Here is a 16,094-nt window from a genome sequence, read left to right on the forward strand (position 1 = left end):
AAATGCTAGGCCCGTGTTCCTCGCACGAAAATCTCTAAACAATCATGCCAAGCCTCTTTAGACGACTCTCGGGTAGAATCTACGCTAAAGAGATGCTCTTCCTCATAGAGCCCCACCCAAATTCCTAAAAACATCTTGGCCGCAACTCGCGCGTCAAACTTGCGTACAATGTTTTTCTCCTGCAGCTCTGCTAAGTAGGATGCTAAGAGTGCGCTACTGTTGTCAACTAGCGCAATGTAAATCCGCTCCATAAGTTCGCTGTGCCGCTGATGCTCCATGTGCAATATCTTGATTAAAGCCTCATTTTCCCGCAGACCCGCCACGAAAAACTCTGCGATCGCCAGCAGCGCCTGTTCGTACTCTAATTCTTTCGCTTGGGCCACGAACTCGGCAAACCTAGGACCCGGCAAGGACTTGCACACCACCTCCTCGAAAAGCTTCTCTTTGGTAGGAAAGTGCCTGAACAGAGTAACTTCAGTCACTTGAGCAAGTCCGGCTATCTGCCGCGTGGTCGCAGCAGCATACCCTTGGCTCGAGAAAAGCCCCAACGCCGCCCGCAAAATGCGATTTCGCGTCTCATCCAACCCCAACACCACCCCTATTAAAGTAAGTAAGCACTTACATTGTAGGAGTTGAACACGGCTCTGTCAAGGTAGGATTCTCTTTTTTTTCCGCCACGCGCTAAAAGAAGCGGACGCAGGCTCATCCCACCGGGGACTGCCCTGCGTCCAAAATATGTGTCACGTTTTCACCTTGCCATAGACGACTCAGCGCGTTAGGCGGTTACAAAAGCCCTTTACGTCTCAACGCATTTCTCCCTGCCAGTAAGTGTACCGCTTCTTCCCCTTGGTGAAGCGGCCGAATTCTATAGCTGCCTCAGGGCAGAAATTGACACAGCGCATGCAGTGCTCGCACCCTACCTTCCAGAGGGGGCGAGCTTCATTGTTAAGCGCGATACTTTGCGTGGGGCACATGGCCACACAGGCGCAGCAGCCCGTACACTTGGTATTCACCCGATAGAAGCGGTGCATGTAGTTTAACCCGAGCAAAAACATGCGATGGGCGAGTGCTATAGGGCTGTACGGATTAAAGCTAGGCCGTGATTTTGGCGTAGTATCCATAGCACTAAGTAGCGAGATCACCCTGCCTATGCCAGGACCGATGATTTTGCTTGCTTCCTCGTGCGCAATTGCTTCTCGGCCGACAATGTAGTTGCTAGGCATATTCACCCATTCAGCTAATTTAACATGGTACCCCTTAAGAATTAGCGTTCTGGCGATCGCCGCATGCGCCGTGCCCGCCATGCCTGCGGCGTTAGCAATAACAAAGGCCGCCCTGCCCTCCCCTGGTGGCAGTGCTTGCACGAAATTGATGACGATGCGGGGCGCGCCAAGGGAATAAACGGGCAAGAAAATACCTATGAGATCAACTGGGCTGAATCCGTTACCAACGGCTATGTCGCTCAGTACAACCTTTGAACCCGACTGTGTCATAAACAGAGCCGCGGCTTCAGCTAAGGCCTTGGTGTTGCCAGTGCCCGAAAAATAGTACAGCTGAACATCTTTGTACATGACGACTTCCCCCTTAAATCTATCGATTTACGCAATCACCATGGGTCAATGATGGTGCCCGGTCGCCTCGCACCACTTCGCTATTTCCGCTATCAATGTCAACGGCAAAGCCTTGCTATATGGGAACTGCACAGCACCTTTACTGGTCTTGTAACCTGCGAGCTGCTCCGCAAAATGCACTATGGCCTCCGACCCTGGATACAACCCAATATGCTTACTAAAGGCCGCAAAATGAATGATGTTTTTGCCTTTATAGAAGGTTGGCATTCGCCAAGAGATACGCTCCTTGGCCTGCGGCAAGGCGCTTCGCAGCACAGCGCGCACAGCGATTAAGTAGGGCCGCACCTCTTCCGGTTTTGTCGCGATATAGGCATCAATTGTCTCCGGCGCAGCACCGCAGTAGTGCGCCTGTTGCACTTTGGCAAATTCTCTTTGGCATTCTGGACATCGCCACATAACTTCTCCACCTCCAGGCCTTGCTATAAACGAAGCGAAACCGCTCGTTACTAGCGCTAGCGTACACTTTCGACGCCTATACCAGTTCACCTGCCGGGCCCTGAAGAACCACGGACTTGCGTACAAGGCGGCCAACAATACCACTCGGTCCTGTAGGCAAACCTACCGAATCATCGGCGCAAAACTACTAAGAGACGAGCCCCCTTTTAAAACTTAAAGAGCTTCTTTAAGATATCCCAAACGCTGACGGTGGTGCGATTGTATACCCGGTTGTATAGGGCTTTCTTAGGATTAGTTAGCCAGCCTAGTCCGCGCGGCGCTTTGAGGCCAAGATTGTGCCTCACCATGCGCTTAAGGCTAGTCCTTGCCCTCAGGCTCTTTTTGATGCTTGGCGTTCTAAACCCAAACTTCATGTTATCCCTCCATCGGATGTGATTTACTTGTTACCAGAAGAATGCGAGGCACCTTTCTCCCTACAATCAGTTGACTTCGCTAACTAAAGCCAATCTCCTGCGGGGATTAAGTAGAATTGTCAACATTCACCTTTTGCGGCCTGCCAATCAAGTCACTTCCCTGCTATTCCATACTTATAGCTGGCGCGCCATGGTGTCGCACTTTTTTCTCTAAAATAGACCGCCGACCACAGTGTAGTAATCGGCCGCCAGGCACCACCACCTATCGCCAGCGGTGGTGCATCTGACCGCTCTGCTAAAGATTATTGGAAATTTACCTTAACACTTGCTATTTCTCGACCAAGGTCGCCCAAAATGTGGGCACGCCGTGTTCATGGAGCAGGCCGCTGCCAGAGGCTAGCCCCAGCACCTGCTTGCCTACAAGGCTTGGAAACCACCCTGTGGGCACCGGCTTGGTCGGCGTCAACAACATTGACCACTGACCTGCCTTTGCCAGAGCAAACTGGGCTTCTGAGATTGGCACCCCCCATTCCCAGCCCTCCTCCACCCACTTGTCGATAGTCTGGGAGTTAATCTCCGTGTATTTCAAGCCAAGCACCCCTTCACAAATTGAAATTTCTCTCCTAGCCCAACGCTTCACTTTGCTGCGCACCCAAGCGTCCCCTGAGGTTCTCGACAGCCTCACTAGCATCAGTCACTCTGACTTTCTGGGCAAGCTGCATGACACTGCAGTCTCTTACTTACTCCCGCCAGACCAGAAATCCTGCTAGCCCTACAAGCTGTTGTCAATATTCGTAAGCGTCAAAGAGCCCTCACCTTGCCACAGGGCAAGATGAGGGCTTGCGGTTAATGCTAGGCGGTTACGAAAATCTGACAGCATTGGGGGCAGATGTGTGGCTGATGAGCGAAACCATTTTGGCGGTGGTGCGTATGTACTATTGGCACTTTGTTAGCGGAGAGACTTGGAGTTGGGTTGCGTTTTTGCAAATATCAAGGGGCCTCTGGCTACGTCCCGCCGGCGATGCAGTCTATGTGCTAATCAACGACGGCGCTTCCGTTAGCCAGACTGGTAGTACGTGGACGGGCAACAAGATTGACCTTGCTCGCATTGAGTATCGCGATGACCGCACAACCATACATATCGTCGAGGGCAATCGCCCCTTCTTAGTCCTGCACTTGCCTTTGGACCAACACGCCAAACCCATAGATTAGTGCGCGGGGCAAAGCGCTAGGGACGCAATGCCTAATGATTCGGACTTAAGATAGATTATAGATAGATGAGTGATTGAGGGTACATGGCAAGGCATCGAAGACTATGGTACAATAACCACATAGAATACTCCGTCTAGGAGGGCACGATAATGAGACTCGCTGGCAAATTCATTGATGTCCGCGACTGGGCACTGCTTGACCTGCCCCTGTTTAGGCATTGGTCACAACCTGAGCACGAGTGGCAAAAATTCGATGGCCCATACTACCCTGACTCAACTCCTGCTGAAATAGAGGAAATGATTGCGCGCCGCGAAGCGAATATCAGGGACAATTCCTTCCCCACCCCGCGGAACAACATGGCCATCACCTGTAAAGAAACGGACAAAATCATCGGCCAGGTGTCATGGTATTGGCAGGGGGAGGAAACTAACTGGCTATGTGTTGGCGTCAGCATTTTCGATTCATCCTACTGGGGCAGCGGCCTAGGGTATGAGGCCCTTGGGCTTTGGACTGACTACATATTGCAGGCAAATCCTGCGCTCGTTCGCATCGGGCTAGCCACTTGGTCAGGCAACACCCGCATGATGCGCCTTGCGGAGAAGCTAGGCTTTAAGCAAGAGGCTTGCTTCCGTAAGGCCCGCATAGTAAATGGTCTTTACTACGACAGCGTGGCCTACGGTGCGCTACGTGAGGAGTGGGAATTGCTCTACCCGCAAGGTTTTGCGGCCCACCTCCAGGCTTCGCTATAGAGAAAGGCCCAAGCTACCCAATTATTGGTGACACTGCCCTTACTACACTCCTACTGCACTAACTCTCGCCCTCTGCACTAAGCGGGCTCACGACTTTATGCAATTTTCGCAGGGCCCATCACGATTAAGGAGATCAAAACAATGTCCATCTATCTTTCCTATGGATGGGCTTCCGTGCACACTCACTTTCTTCATCACAGGATCGACACATCTAAGTTGATCGAACAAGGCTTCACAACCAGCAAATTTCTCCGGTATCGACTTCATCTCAACTTGCAAATGCGATCCCCCCCCTTAGTCCCTAGGGGTTCTAATTTTTTGCGCCCCCAAGAATACCCTAACCATATCGTATAGGCATGCTAAAGCACACGCCCAGCGCAATATCATGGTCTCTGTTTACTTGTGTAACTCGTCTTTGCAAGATAAATCTCCGGCAGCACAATCTTTACTTCTTCGCCAGACTCCTTGTCTCGTTGCCACCAGACGACGAAGCTAACCGTCGCCCCCTGAGGAACATACCCCTTCTGCTTGAGGGCGCAAGGTTGTCGCACTGGTCTTGTACTCTATGCCCTCCTAATCCGACAAAACGTTGTCAATATTCGCCTGTTTCCATTTTGGAGGCAGGTTTTCTTAATCTTGATGGCGAAACGAGATTATTCATTATTTACGCCAGCGCAAACGTCATTGTATAAGGGCATGAGTGCGATTACCAAACACGCTAAATCCAAACAACGAGTTGTAGACCAAGGCCCCGAGGTCTTTACTGCAGAGCGCGAAACCACCGCTATGCTAGGCCCCGTAAAATAAGAAACGGAACTCATAGAAAGCCGCTTTCTAGAGTCCGCATGTGGCAATGGCCACTCTCCCTCGCTGAAATATTGCGTCGATGTCTACAGCCGTTTAGGACTAGGGCCCCGGCGCTTCCCCGCAATTCGCAAGCGATCTCAGCAGAGGCACAGATCATGCTAGACCTGAGGTGCATGATTCATGCGGACTAGACGACGCACACTATTCAGATTCAGAATTCCGACAAAGAAACTGCAACGCCAGTTGGGGCATGCCGCCACATGGTGCGCCGTGCTCTACGTCATTGTAGCCGTCATAGCGCTACACCCTTTGTTTGCCCTAACAATTACCGCACTGTGCGCCACGGTGTCGGGGCTGAAACTCTTTCTCGGCAAACCCTGCCTCCCTGTACCCACGCAGAATGCGTGGCACATATCCGTCGCTCGGGATCTTATCGCGCGTCTTGCCATAATCAGTCATCACATAGGCCATAACAGAAACTGCTCTTCCAGCAATGTTGACGATGACATTAACTTTGTCATAATTATTGGGATACCCTTCATAACGATCTAGCTCTCTTTCGTCAGTGTCTGTTATTTCCCAAATGAGCCCCGGCGTCGTCTTGCCCTGGCAAGGCTCGATGTTCGCAAACGAAGGCAGAGTCAGCTCCCACCCCTCGAGATATACAGGAGTTATCGCCTCAGCATCAGGGCATCTTTCGCTCATCTGAGCCTTATCCATGTTACTACCGTAGGCTAGGTACAGGCGTATACGCATTCTGAGTTCTTCGCAGACTGCTTCCCAATCTGCACGGTAATCTTCTCCCCATGGCCCTTTGGTTATTTGACAGAGCAACTGCGCCTTGTACCTGTGAAGAATGTTGTGCACCAAATCATGAAACTCTGGGCAGACCAAGCGCTCAGTTTCTAAAAACTGACGAAGCCCCCCTTTGATTAAGGTGCGCAGGGCCATAATTCGTCCTGCCTCTGCCTCGTAGCCATGCCCCTGCAAGTTCCCTCGCAGGCAGGCCTTAAGTGCCCTCTCTAGAGCGCTAACATGCTGTCTCTCGCCGGCGACATATGCCTTCATCAAAATAGCTGCCCCGATGCATGTCGGCACATGGCAGAAATCTACGCGGGCATCGGCTGGCAAATGATAAGAATCTAAAAGCTTGAAAGACCCATCATCATCTTGAAATGCACTTAGCTCCTCTGCAGAAACCGCCACACATTGTCTTCCCCCTAACATCTCGCGCATAGCCAACAGCATGGCCTCTAACGCTTCAAAGTCGGGTTTGTCACTGTCTAATCGTCTTAATTTCATTGCAAATCCTCCTCAAACTGACTCATCGTCGCCAAGGTCTAGGCATTCTTGTTTATTTCTCGACCAAGGTCGCCCAAAACGTGGGCACGCCGTGTTCATGGAGTAGGCCACTGCCGTCTGTATCTTCGTAGAGATCGAGCAGCTTGAAGCCGACTTTGAGCTGCCCACGGATTTGGTCTTCTAGTGCGTGAGAGAACTGAATGCCGCTGTCTGTGGCGCGCAATACCTCGAGAAGCTCAGGGTTCGCTAGTGGATTAAACGGCAGTTTGTACTTTATGGTCTTCTCGTCTGCTTCGTCGAAAAGATAGTTAAAGCCGTTATTCAGGCCAGCCATCAGCCGCCCGCCAGGTTTAAGTATGCGGTAGCACTCTCGCCATACATGCATTACGTCCTCAATGTAGCAGTTCGACACGGGGTGAAAAACTAAGTCGAATGAGCTATCGGCAAAGGGTAGCGCTTGTGTCATGTCGGCGCGAATAGCGTTAATGGTGTAGCCTTCGCGGGCCGCTACCGCTAAGTCAGTCTCAACTTGCCGCAGAGAGTAGTCTAAGAGCGTGCAGTTTGCACCTAAAGCCGCAAAAATCGGCATTTGCTGCCCACCGCCAGAGGCTAGCCCCAGCACCTGCTTGCCTACTAGGTTTGGAAACCACTCTGTGGGCACCGGCTTGGTCGGCGTCAACAACATTGACCACTGACCTGATTTTGCAAGAGCAAACTGGGCTTCTGAGATTGGCACCCCCCATTCCCAGCCCTCGTCCACCCACTTGTCGATAGTCTGGGAGTTAATCTCCGTGTATTTCAAGCCAAGCACCCCTTCACAAATTGAAATTCTGCCCGTAGGTAGCCTTCATATCGCCTAGCTACTAAGCTAACATCAGCTACTCGCAGCCAAGCTATGCCCCTGCTGCGAACCCCGTTTCAATGCTCATGGTCTGCTCGCAGGCAGGACGATAGCAAGGTGAGTTATACTGGCGAAGCTGAATAGACTTATCCATTTCCTGAGCTTCGTCGATGACCATGACGGCCTTAGCGAATCTACAAAGCTCAACCTGCCCTGCCCCGCCAGCACATAGCTGCGCCCACTGTCGTTATCTTTTTTCTCTAGGTTGTCGACCTGGTCTTTCATAGTCGACGACGGGGTATTGTTTTAGCACCCAAGGCGGTGTCACCGAAAAGCGGTCTCTGACATTAATGACTGCTAGGGCGTAGGCTACAGCCACTGGCTCTGTCGAAATTAGCGTGGCAAGATTGGCCCTCTGGCAGATAAGGCCTGCATAATACTCGTTAATAAGTTGTACTAAATCGCAAGTCTTAGTGGCGTAATCAATGTAACGGAAAAAAGCCGCAAACTCATTGCGACCCATAAGTAATTCGTGACAGACAATTTTTAGGCGCTCGTCAAGCCTAGTAAAGGCCAGCACTTCGTCCTCTAAGAGCTCCTTCGCCTTAAGCGCGTCAGTGTGAGGATTGTTTAGCGCCTCGCTCTGCAGTTTTTCATCCTTGCCTAGGCTGTGATAGGGCTTCCTTCATGTATTTCAAGTCGTGCGCCATGATGTTGTGCCCGCACAAGTAATCATGACCCTGCAAAAACTTGGCTAAGTCCCGCATGGAGGGCGAGTGCAGAACACTGCCCCGGTCATTGGTCGCGCCAATATCCAGCACAGTATGCTTAGTTGCATGAACTTCGAGGTCAACAAAGACAATCGACTTCACCGCGCGCTAGCCCCTTCCTGTCAAACGGCAGGGATTTATACCGTTCGACAGTGACTTTCGACAGTGAGTGCCTAAATCCTGTATGGTCTACGTCAAAATCCGGTGAGAACGGCCGCCAAAGTCAGCATGTGGAGAAGATCTTATCAATACCCTAATTGCCCGCACTAGGTCATTGATTTTAATGCTCATTTTTACTATAATACGAGCATAAAAATCAAGAGAAGGGAGCTGGTGCAAATGCCTTTGCCCGCCAACCTGCAAATGCTTCTAAAAAATAAGGGCATTCTCACTGCTGCGCAGGCAAACGTCCTCGGTATTTCGAACGAGCGATTGCGATTGCTTGTCAGGTCAGGCGATTTAGAGCGGGTGTCCCACGGGGTCTATATCTCGCCCGATGACCACGTTGACAGAATGTACATTGCCCAGCAACGGAGACGGAAAATCATCTATTCCCATGAAACGGCACTGTACCTTCACGAACTCACTGATCGTGACCCAATCAGCTACACTGTGACAGTGCCCACCGGTTACAACACAAAAACATTGCGCGAGGCAGGCCTTGCGGTGTTTGCAGTCAAGAGAGAACTCCACGAACTTGGCGCAGTCCAGATGGAAACGATGTTTGGGAATGCGGTACTCGCCTACGGATTAGAGAGGACAATTTGCGACTGTATTCGAAGCCGAAGCCAAATGGATATCGCCATTGTAACTGACGCTGTGAAACGCTACTCGAAGCGAAAGGACAAGCATCTGGACGTTCTCATGCAGATGGCTGAAGAATTTCGGATCGTGAAGCCAATCCGAAGTTACATGGAGGTTCTCTTATGAGAACGTCGATTCAACTTTAGGCATTGGTGCGCAACCTCTCCTGCTCAAAACAGCGGCGCCTATTGCGCTCCAGCATTATTACTCGTTTATACAGTTAAGCCCCCATGTAATGCCAAATTTATCGACAACGCTGCCATAGCACTTGCTCCAGAATGTTTCTTGTAGATCTATCAGCACTTGACCGCCCTCCCGTAGTTTTTGAAAGGCCGCCTTGACTGCATCGGCGTCGGACAACACCAGGGCCAGAGTGATGTTATTGCCCACCACAAACGGGCTGCCAGGGAAGGTGTCGGAGAACATCAGCTTAGTGCCGTGAACGGTTAGCTCGCCATGGATGATAAGCTGCTTGGCCTCGTCGGGCAAGGAGAACTCTGGATTAGGAGGCGCGTCGCCGTAAGTAGATAGATCGCCCTTCTCGGCGCTAAAAACTTCGGCGTAAAATTCATACGCCTGGCGGCAATGGCCATTAAACGTAAGATAGGCGTGGATTCCCATGTCTTTCACTCCTTCTATGTTTAAGTCATGAACTAGGGTGCAGTCGCACATCTAGGTCGTTTCCTTCAGGATGTTGAGGCTGTGACCGCAGCTACCATCCTGACCGACTCATATCCCCTCTATGCCCCCCCCTCTCCCACAATCGTAGGCAGCGATTCATAAAGCGCATCGATTTCTCTCTGATCACATCAATCAAGCCACATGCTCCTTTCGCAAAAAGATGCGTCATGCTATCGCCTATAATTTCTCGATCCGGGATAGATCTCCTGCTCACCCTATGGGGGGAGTTGAAACACATGAGTTGTACGGGCCCTGCACTAGACCGCATAGAGTTTGTAGTGACCGAGATGAATCTTGTATTTTGGGTTGGCGTCTTTAATAATCTTGATCAAAACCACAGGGTCATCTTTGAGGTGGTAGGTGCAGATAGCAAGCCTAGGACGATGCTCCTTTAGCACCTCAACAGCACCCCTGAGCAGATTTCGTTCGGCACCTTCGATATCCGCCTGAATAAAGTCTATCCGCTCCACTCCGTTTGTCCTTACCCAGTTATCGTATGTTTGCGCCCACATCACAGACAATGTCACCCGGTAGTACACGCACTCCAAATTCTTCGTAAGTACCCTCTTGCCCAGGCCAGGGGCAGCTGCGTTAGAGTTTTGGCATCTCTTTCTTCCACGATGGGCAGGGTGAAAATACCGAGATCAAGCACATCGCCTGCCTGGCCGTAGTGCTCTACCAAGAACTTAAAAAGCTCCTTTTGATGCCTGTGCCCAAGGTAAAAAAAGTCTGACCATACGGCTTTAAATGAGCGACATACGTAACCTCCTCAGTTTGCTCTCTATGTGTAGACTACCCAAATGCAGATTTTTGTTTAATCACGACAAAAAACCACTCACATGCCGACAGGCAATGTGAGTGGGCTTATTTTCGAGCAAGAGCTCAGTGTCGATTAGTCGTCTGGCGTATTTTATTGATAATGTCCGTGGCCTGCGCTGACTGCAGGAAAGCGAGAGTGGTTTCAGGCACGAGCTGGCCTAGTGCGGAAAAATCACCAGCTCGCAAGACCCCGCGAACGTGTGAAGCCGAAATCGCCATACCTGCCTTTTCCAAGCGTGGCACCTCAAGCAACTGAATGTCATGCTGCGCAAGTATTTCTCGCAACGAATGATTGTAGATAGCTGTAACCGGAGAATAGGGCTCTGTACCGACATAACGCACCCTAACATTGAGTGCGCGCGCTATATGCGTAGCATAGAGTGTAGCGTCAACAGAGGCACCCGCGCGTGCATGGGCTGTTTCTTCTTCGCTGAAGTAACTCGGAAAGGTGGCCGCGGAGACAGCGTATGGCCCGGAGGGCAGTACGGTAACGTTCTTAAGATGCTGCGTTCCCTGCTTAACTAGTTCTAACCTTACGGCAAATGGGAAAACTGACCTGTTCTCCTCTACGACGAGCACATAGACATGGTCGCACTGCTTCGCAGCTACTGCCACCAGATGTTGATGCCCCAGAGTAAACGGATTGCAGTTTACTACCAGCCCACCTACTTTACCGTCCTTGGTCGCTGGTACAGCAGAGGCGACAGACTCTAGTTGCGCGAGGTAATCCTCTAAGCACGGGAATCCACTTTCAAGCAGTGCCGCCCATTCAGTCTTTACTAGCATTCTGAAACCCATGCTGGCAAAGAAACTCGCCTGCTCGGGCATGGTAAAGATAAAGACCCTTGTGTGCCCTTGCCTAAGCGCAGCAAGCATTAAGTAATGAACAATTTTGGCCGATAAGCCCTCGCCCTGCATGGTGCTGTCGACTGCGATGCATTGCAGCACGTTGCCCTCGAGCGAGCCAGTCGCCACGATCTGTTGGTGTACTCGTATCTCTACGGTTAAGTCGCTAGCCCTATCATAGCGCAAACCGAACTGATCAAGAAAAATCGCGACCGCTCGTAGGTCCTGGCTCTTAACAACCTCATAGGTAGTCCACATACTTCTTCTCACCCCTTAAACTGACTAGGGCGTAGCAATAACTCTGGTGTGGGCAAGCCCTCGCCAAGAAGATGTAAGGCGAGTGACAAGGCCAGGAGATCAGCCGACCCGCCAGGGCTGAGTCGAGCCGCGCAGAAAGTGCTGTGGGCTGACAAAGTAAGTGCTCGGCCAAGCTCCGAGAAGACGCTCCCTGCGCCTAGTATCGCCCGGGCGGTGCTTTGCACAAGGGCCAAGCCTTCCTCTCCGGCGCGATGAAGAATAGTAGTATCAGGCAAACACGCCATGATATTAATCAGGGCATGGACGGCGGCATCGTTAAAACTTGCCCCTTGTCCTAACGCGTCTTGCAATGCGGGGTACCCCACCTGCTCTACGGTCGGGAACCCCGCCTCTGCTTCACCCCTTATGCCGGTGTAACCCCCTTCTCTATAGAGCCTTTCTCCGGCGGTGAGAGAGGGGCGTGCTGTCAGGTTTTCGAGCTCACGCTCGGTCAGCCCCTGACACGCCTGCCGAATAGTAGCAAAAAACTCTACCGAAGGAGCCTTGATGCCCTTGGCTAGGCACACGCCGGTAATCCCGGCAGCAAGGCCGAGCACAAAGAGCTGCCCACGCTGCGTATTGACCCCAGATGTGGCCCGCAACAACTCGCGCTCGGCTTGCACGCCAATATTTCTGAGTTGGCCGAACACTTCCCCTAGACTCTGGCCTGTTTCTCGCCAGCCTACTTCTACGCAAGCGACGAAGTAAGGGGAAAGAATGCTACTCCCCAGAAGAAACGTCAAGAGACTCATGTCTGTGTGGGCGCCATTGTCGCGTGGGTTTACCAAGCCAGGCGAGGGATAGATACAGACCTCAAACAGAGACGCTGCCGTAAAACAGGCACCGACACGATAGAGCTCAACTGGCGCAGTCATTTATGCATGTCCCCCAGACCGCTATCTTCTTGGCAATGGCGATAACTTCATCTGCCGCGTGTGCGCGGAGAAGGCGGCAGACGTGGGCCTCCTCTTGCTCGCACACCCAACACATTCGCCCCTTAAGCCCTAAGCTGTGGCGATTTACCGCCCCTCTGCGAGTGATAACGTCTATATCCCACAAACGCCCCTGTGTTGCTGTTTCCTCTAGAGCTATGCAGTGCTGTTTCAGAGTGTGCCCGTCGGCTAAGACCGCCATGAGATGACATGGGCCGAGGGCATTAACTAGGTGCGACTCGCTAACTAGCTCTACCCCTAAGGTTGCCAGCATGGCATGCACCTCTGCCCGCGCCGCAGTAAGCAGTTTTTCCCACGGGTACAGGGTGAAGCCTCCCGGGAGATTAAGAGTTATCTGCACAACAGACACTCCGCTTGCCCCGAGTTTCAGCTGCTGCTGTACGTACCTCTCCTCTTTGGCAGCTAAAACATGCCATCTCGCCACGTTATCTTCGCTCTTCACTTACACTGCCTCCACTAAAAACTTACGCCGTAACTTTCTTTTTGCGGTTAATTGCCCCGCTAACAACCGGCCAGAGCAAGATAACGGCACACACGATTAGCAGGGATGCCGTAATTGGCTTTGAAAGAACCGCCAAGAGATCCCCGCCTTCAAGCAATATCGCTCGTCTAAGATTCGCTTCGGTAAGGCTGCCTAGCACGAGGCCTAGTACAAGGGCGGCCGAAGAGAACTTAAAGGCAGTAAGTGCCACACCAATAATGCCGGCGATCATCATAAGGACTACGTCTCCGGTACTACTCTTGAGCGCGAAGCTACCCATCGCTGCAAACAGCACGATTAGCGGCCCGAGGATGCTATATGGCACATTAAGCACCTTGTTAAAGACTTTCGCAATCGCCATAGAACATATCACCATCAGGATGTTAGTAACGATCATCGAGGCAAAAACGGAAGAGAGAAACTGTGGTTGTGTTCTGTGCAGTAGCGGTCCTAACTGCACACCCTGTAAGACTAGTGCAGACATCATAACCGCGGCAGCTGTACCACCAGGTATGCCGAGCGCTAGCAAAGGCACCATGGAACCCCCGGCTGCGGCATTGTTGGCTGTCTCAGACGCGGCAATGCCTTCAATCGCGCCGTGGCCAAATTGCTTACGGTTTGGTGAAATCTTCGCCTCGGTCGTATAGCTGAGAAACGCAGCAATGGTCGCGCCTGCACCGGGCAAGATGCCGACCACAGTGCCCAAGATGGAGGCGCGGACAACGGTCCACCTAATTGACCATGCCTCTGATAGCGAAAGCAGGCTGGTCTTAAAGCTCGAGCCACCCTTCGATTCTGCGGTCACAAGCTTTACTGGCTTGCTGGTTTGCTTGAGTACTTCGGTAATGGCAAAGAGGCCTATCATGACCGGAATCATCTCGATTCCACCCAAGAGCGAGGAACTGCCCCAGGTGAACCTAGGTATGCCCAGCAGGGGGTCCATGCCTACCGTGGCTAAAAGTGAGCCGATGAGGCCGGAGATAAGCGTCTTGATCACGTTGTCGCTGTCGAGCGCCGTGAGCACACTAAGCCCTAGCACCGAGACAGCAAACAACTCGGAAGGGCCAAATCTGAGCCCAAGATTGGCCAGTTGTGGTGCAAGTAGGAGCATGGCTAACGCCGAGACTATGCCACCAATTGCGGAACAGACTAGGGATACACCTAGCGCCTTACCCGCTTTGCCTTGTTGCGCCATGGGGTACCCGTCAAATGTGGTGGGGGCATTAGAGGGGGTGCCGGGAATTTTGAAGAGAATCGCAGTGATCCCTCCCCCGGTGATAGACGCGCAGTAGACGGCCACAAGAAAGGCAATTGCCACTACAGGCGACATGGCATAGGTAAAGGGCACAGCGAGAGCGACAGACATCGATGCGCTAACCCCAGGCATGGCACCGAACAAGACGCCAAGAATAGTTCCGGCAAGAATGAGCAGGAATGTTGCAGGAGCTAAGACAATCTGAAAACCAGATAGTAATAAGTCAAACATGGTGCGTGCTCCTCCTTACAAACGTTCGAGAATCAAGGCAAAATCGCGCAATATGCCGATGCCCCGCGGCAACATAACGCCCAAGCCGCGCGAGAACACAAAGTAAACTGATAGCGTGGCCACAAGGGAGCTCAAAACAAGTGACCTCACCTGTCGTTGACCGACTATTCTCGCATACCCAGCAAAGAACACAAAGGTGCTGAGGATGAAGCCGAGCGTTTGCAGACAGATTGCATAAACAAGGAGTGCTACCATACTGAGGACAAGTTTGTTCGCCAAGATAGAGTGCACGCTAATATGTCGCGGCTCTACATCGCTACGCAGAGCGACAGGTGTCCCGCGGTAAATCTTGTACATGTTAGCCCCCAGTAAGATGATAAGAGCAACCAAGATGGCCTGTGGCCAAACCTCGGCACCCCACCCAACCGCAGTGGTTTTTGGAACAATGGCTCCAATATAAAAGTAGCAGTACGTAAAGAAGGCTAGGAGAGCCCCGTTAAACAGCAATTCTAAGCCCAAATGAGTTCAACTCCTTCCCTGATGGACACCCATGTCTGATAAATGGGGGGCAGACGATGCTGCCCCCTAAGAGATCTATAAGCGCACTACTTAGACTGCTCATATAGGGCTTTGAGAGTGGTGCTTTGCTCTGCCCATATAACTCCGAGATCGGCCGAATTGGCAAAAGCCGGTCGCTGATCAAGTGCGTTAGCCTTCATCCAGGCCTGGAATTCAGCACTAGCATGCGCCGTTACGGCAGCGGCTTCAAATGCCTTAATTGCGGCTTCTGGCGTACCCTTCTTAGCAAAAATACCTCTCATCGGGCCAAGGTAAGATGCTATACCCTTTTCGCCTGTAGCCGGCACGTCGGGGAGCATGGAGATGCGCTTTTCTGCGGCCACGATAATAGCCTGCATATCGCCCGCCTCTAGCAAACCCTTTACCTCAGACGGTCCGACAACCGCAAGGTGAACATGCCCGCCTAAAATAGCGGCGTTTAGCTCGGCGCCAGTGCTAAAAGGCACTAAGGGAACATCGACGCCCGCCTGCTGAAAGGTCTGCCTAATCATAAAAGCGTCTAGGCCCGTAACCGTTAGTACGCCCGCCTTAACTACGCCAGGATTAGCTCTAACATAAGCGAGCAACTCGTCAAAGCTCTTAAACGGCGCTTTGGCTGAGGCCACGAGAATATTAGTGTCGTGCACCAGTCTTACCACGGGAACAAAGGCCTCGATGGGATTCACCGTCGTATGTCCTTGAAAATACGCCAAAAGGTGCGATTGAGTGCTCAGCATAAAGGTGTATCCGTCGGCTGGCTGACGATAGGCATGCTCAAACCCGAGCACTCCGCCGCCACCAGATACATTGTTAACGACGACGGCTACGCCTAGTGCTTTCTCTAGCGCGGGAGCAAACGCTCGCACGGTGGTATCGGCGCCGCCGCCGGTACCCCAGGGCACAACAATCTCCACACTGCGAGCGAACTTGAATCCTTCTTCTTGGGTTTGCCGAGGGGCACAGCCTGCTAAGACAAGCGTCAGGGATACCAGTGCTACAGAGAGAACGAGTGTAACTAGCCTAATTAACCTTTTGTTCATCGCTTATT

Annotated in this window: 21 protein-coding genes; 3 read left to right on the forward strand and 18 right to left on the reverse strand. The window is 52.0% G+C overall.

The genetic code is table 11. From position 1 onward, the window contains the following. Positions 1-5: 5 nt before the first annotated feature. The 5 genes from KGZ92_10765 to KGZ92_10785 form a co-directional block, all read right to left on the reverse strand. Complete coding sequence (locus KGZ92_10765; GenBank protein ID MBS3889749.1) at positions 6-584, reverse strand: TetR/AcrR family transcriptional regulator; 579 nt, start codon at positions 582-584, stop codon at positions 6-8. A 219-nt stretch (positions 585-803) separates the two neighbouring features. Continuing rightward, the gene (locus KGZ92_10770; GenBank protein MBS3889750.1) at positions 804-1,571 is read right to left on the reverse strand and encodes an EFR1 family ferrodoxin; all 768 of its coding nucleotides are present in this window, start codon (positions 1,569-1,571) and stop codon (positions 804-806) included. A 45-nt stretch (positions 1,572-1,616) separates the two neighbouring features. Continuing rightward, on the reverse strand, positions 1,617-2,027 hold the full coding sequence (locus tag KGZ92_10775) for a DUF1801 domain-containing protein (protein MBS3889751.1): 411 nt from the start codon (positions 2,025-2,027) through the stop codon (positions 1,617-1,619). Positions 2,028-2,233: 206 nt separating this feature from the next. After that, the gene (locus tag KGZ92_10780; GenBank protein MBS3889752.1) at positions 2,234-2,440 is read right to left on the reverse strand and encodes a hypothetical protein; all 207 of its coding nucleotides are present in this window, start codon (positions 2,438-2,440) and stop codon (positions 2,234-2,236) included. A 328-nt stretch (positions 2,441-2,768) separates the two neighbouring features. Continuing rightward, on the reverse strand, positions 2,769-3,029 hold the full coding sequence (locus tag KGZ92_10785; protein ID MBS3889753.1) for a hypothetical protein: 261 nt from the start codon (positions 3,027-3,029) through the stop codon (positions 2,769-2,771). 260 nt (positions 3,030-3,289) lie between these two features. On the opposite strand from KGZ92_10785, the gene KGZ92_10790 reads away from it, so the two are divergent. Beyond that, positions 3,290-3,652, forward strand: coding sequence for a hypothetical protein (locus tag KGZ92_10790; protein MBS3889754.1), 363 nt, complete (start codon positions 3,290-3,292; stop codon positions 3,650-3,652). Positions 3,653-3,801: 149 nt separating this feature from the next. Continuing rightward, a complete protein-coding gene (locus KGZ92_10795; GenBank protein ID MBS3889755.1) occupies positions 3,802-4,401 on the forward strand; it encodes a GNAT family N-acetyltransferase in 600 nt (199 codons plus the stop codon). 1,125 nt (positions 4,402-5,526) lie between these two features. Here KGZ92_10795 and KGZ92_10800 read toward each other — a convergent pair. The 4 genes from KGZ92_10800 to KGZ92_10815 all read right to left on the reverse strand — a co-directional run bounded on the left by KGZ92_10800 (position 5,527) and on the right by KGZ92_10815 (position 8,223). Continuing rightward, the gene (locus KGZ92_10800) at positions 5,527-6,510 is read right to left on the reverse strand and encodes a gamma-glutamylcyclotransferase (protein ID MBS3889756.1); all 984 of its coding nucleotides are present in this window, start codon (positions 6,508-6,510) and stop codon (positions 5,527-5,529) included. Between the two features lie 52 nt (positions 6,511-6,562). After that, positions 6,563-7,312 (reverse strand): class I SAM-dependent methyltransferase, encoded by a 750-nt coding sequence (locus KGZ92_10805; protein MBS3889757.1) that lies wholly within the window; start codon positions 7,310-7,312, stop codon positions 6,563-6,565. 286 nt (positions 7,313-7,598) lie between these two features. Next, positions 7,599-7,931, reverse strand: a complete 333-nt coding sequence (locus tag KGZ92_10810; protein ID MBS3889758.1) for a hypothetical protein — start codon at positions 7,929-7,931, stop codon at positions 7,599-7,601. 73 nt (positions 7,932-8,004) lie between these two features. Further along, the gene (locus KGZ92_10815; GenBank protein ID MBS3889759.1) at positions 8,005-8,223 is read right to left on the reverse strand and encodes a hypothetical protein; all 219 of its coding nucleotides are present in this window, start codon (positions 8,221-8,223) and stop codon (positions 8,005-8,007) included. A 237-nt stretch (positions 8,224-8,460) separates the two neighbouring features. Here KGZ92_10815 and KGZ92_10820 point away from each other — a divergent pair, with 237 nt between their 5' ends. Next, the gene (locus tag KGZ92_10820) at positions 8,461-9,051 is read left to right on the forward strand and encodes a type IV toxin-antitoxin system AbiEi family antitoxin domain-containing protein (GenBank protein ID MBS3889760.1); all 591 of its coding nucleotides are present in this window, start codon (positions 8,461-8,463) and stop codon (positions 9,049-9,051) included. A gap of 78 nt (positions 9,052-9,129) precedes the next feature. Here the strand turns inward: KGZ92_10820 and KGZ92_10825 are convergent, their stop codons facing one another. The 9 genes from KGZ92_10825 to KGZ92_10865 all read right to left on the reverse strand — a co-directional run bounded on the left by KGZ92_10825 (position 9,130) and on the right by KGZ92_10865 (position 16,086). Continuing rightward, the gene (locus tag KGZ92_10825) at positions 9,130-9,546 is read right to left on the reverse strand and encodes a glyoxalase/bleomycin resistance/extradiol dioxygenase family protein (GenBank protein MBS3889761.1); all 417 of its coding nucleotides are present in this window, start codon (positions 9,544-9,546) and stop codon (positions 9,130-9,132) included. 317 nt (positions 9,547-9,863) lie between these two features. Beyond that, positions 9,864-10,121, reverse strand: a complete 258-nt coding sequence (locus tag KGZ92_10830) for an FkbM family methyltransferase (GenBank protein MBS3889762.1) — start codon at positions 10,119-10,121, stop codon at positions 9,864-9,866. Between the two features lie 8 nt (positions 10,122-10,129). Further along, complete coding sequence (locus KGZ92_10835; GenBank protein ID MBS3889763.1) at positions 10,130-10,288, reverse strand: hypothetical protein; 159 nt, start codon at positions 10,286-10,288, stop codon at positions 10,130-10,132. Between the two features lie 200 nt (positions 10,289-10,488). Then, a complete protein-coding gene (gene citC, locus KGZ92_10840) occupies positions 10,489-11,529 on the reverse strand; it encodes a [citrate (pro-3S)-lyase] ligase (GenBank protein MBS3889764.1) in 1,041 nt (346 codons plus the stop codon). 8 nt (positions 11,530-11,537) lie between these two features. Continuing rightward, the gene (locus KGZ92_10845; protein ID MBS3889765.1) at positions 11,538-12,443 is read right to left on the reverse strand and encodes a triphosphoribosyl-dephospho-CoA synthase; all 906 of its coding nucleotides are present in this window, start codon (positions 12,441-12,443) and stop codon (positions 11,538-11,540) included. Then, the gene (locus KGZ92_10850; protein ID MBS3889766.1) at positions 12,427-12,963 is read right to left on the reverse strand and encodes a citrate lyase holo-[acyl-carrier protein] synthase; all 537 of its coding nucleotides are present in this window, start codon (positions 12,961-12,963) and stop codon (positions 12,427-12,429) included. Before KGZ92_10850 ends, KGZ92_10845 begins: the two co-directional genes overlap by 17 nt. A 22-nt stretch (positions 12,964-12,985) precedes the next feature. Further along, a complete protein-coding gene (locus KGZ92_10855) occupies positions 12,986-14,488 on the reverse strand; it encodes a tripartite tricarboxylate transporter permease (GenBank protein ID MBS3889767.1) in 1,503 nt (500 codons plus the stop codon). Between the two features lie 15 nt (positions 14,489-14,503). Next, positions 14,504-15,007 (reverse strand): tripartite tricarboxylate transporter TctB family protein, encoded by a 504-nt coding sequence (locus KGZ92_10860; GenBank protein ID MBS3889768.1) that lies wholly within the window; start codon positions 15,005-15,007, stop codon positions 14,504-14,506. A gap of 86 nt (positions 15,008-15,093) precedes the next feature. Next, complete coding sequence (locus KGZ92_10865; GenBank protein ID MBS3889769.1) at positions 15,094-16,086, reverse strand: tripartite tricarboxylate transporter substrate binding protein; 993 nt, start codon at positions 16,084-16,086, stop codon at positions 15,094-15,096. Positions 16,087-16,094 lie beyond the last annotated feature (8 nt).

Source organism: Bacillota bacterium (assembly GCA_018333655.1).
Lineage (GTDB): Bacteria > Bacillota > UBA994 > UBA994 > UBA994 > BS524.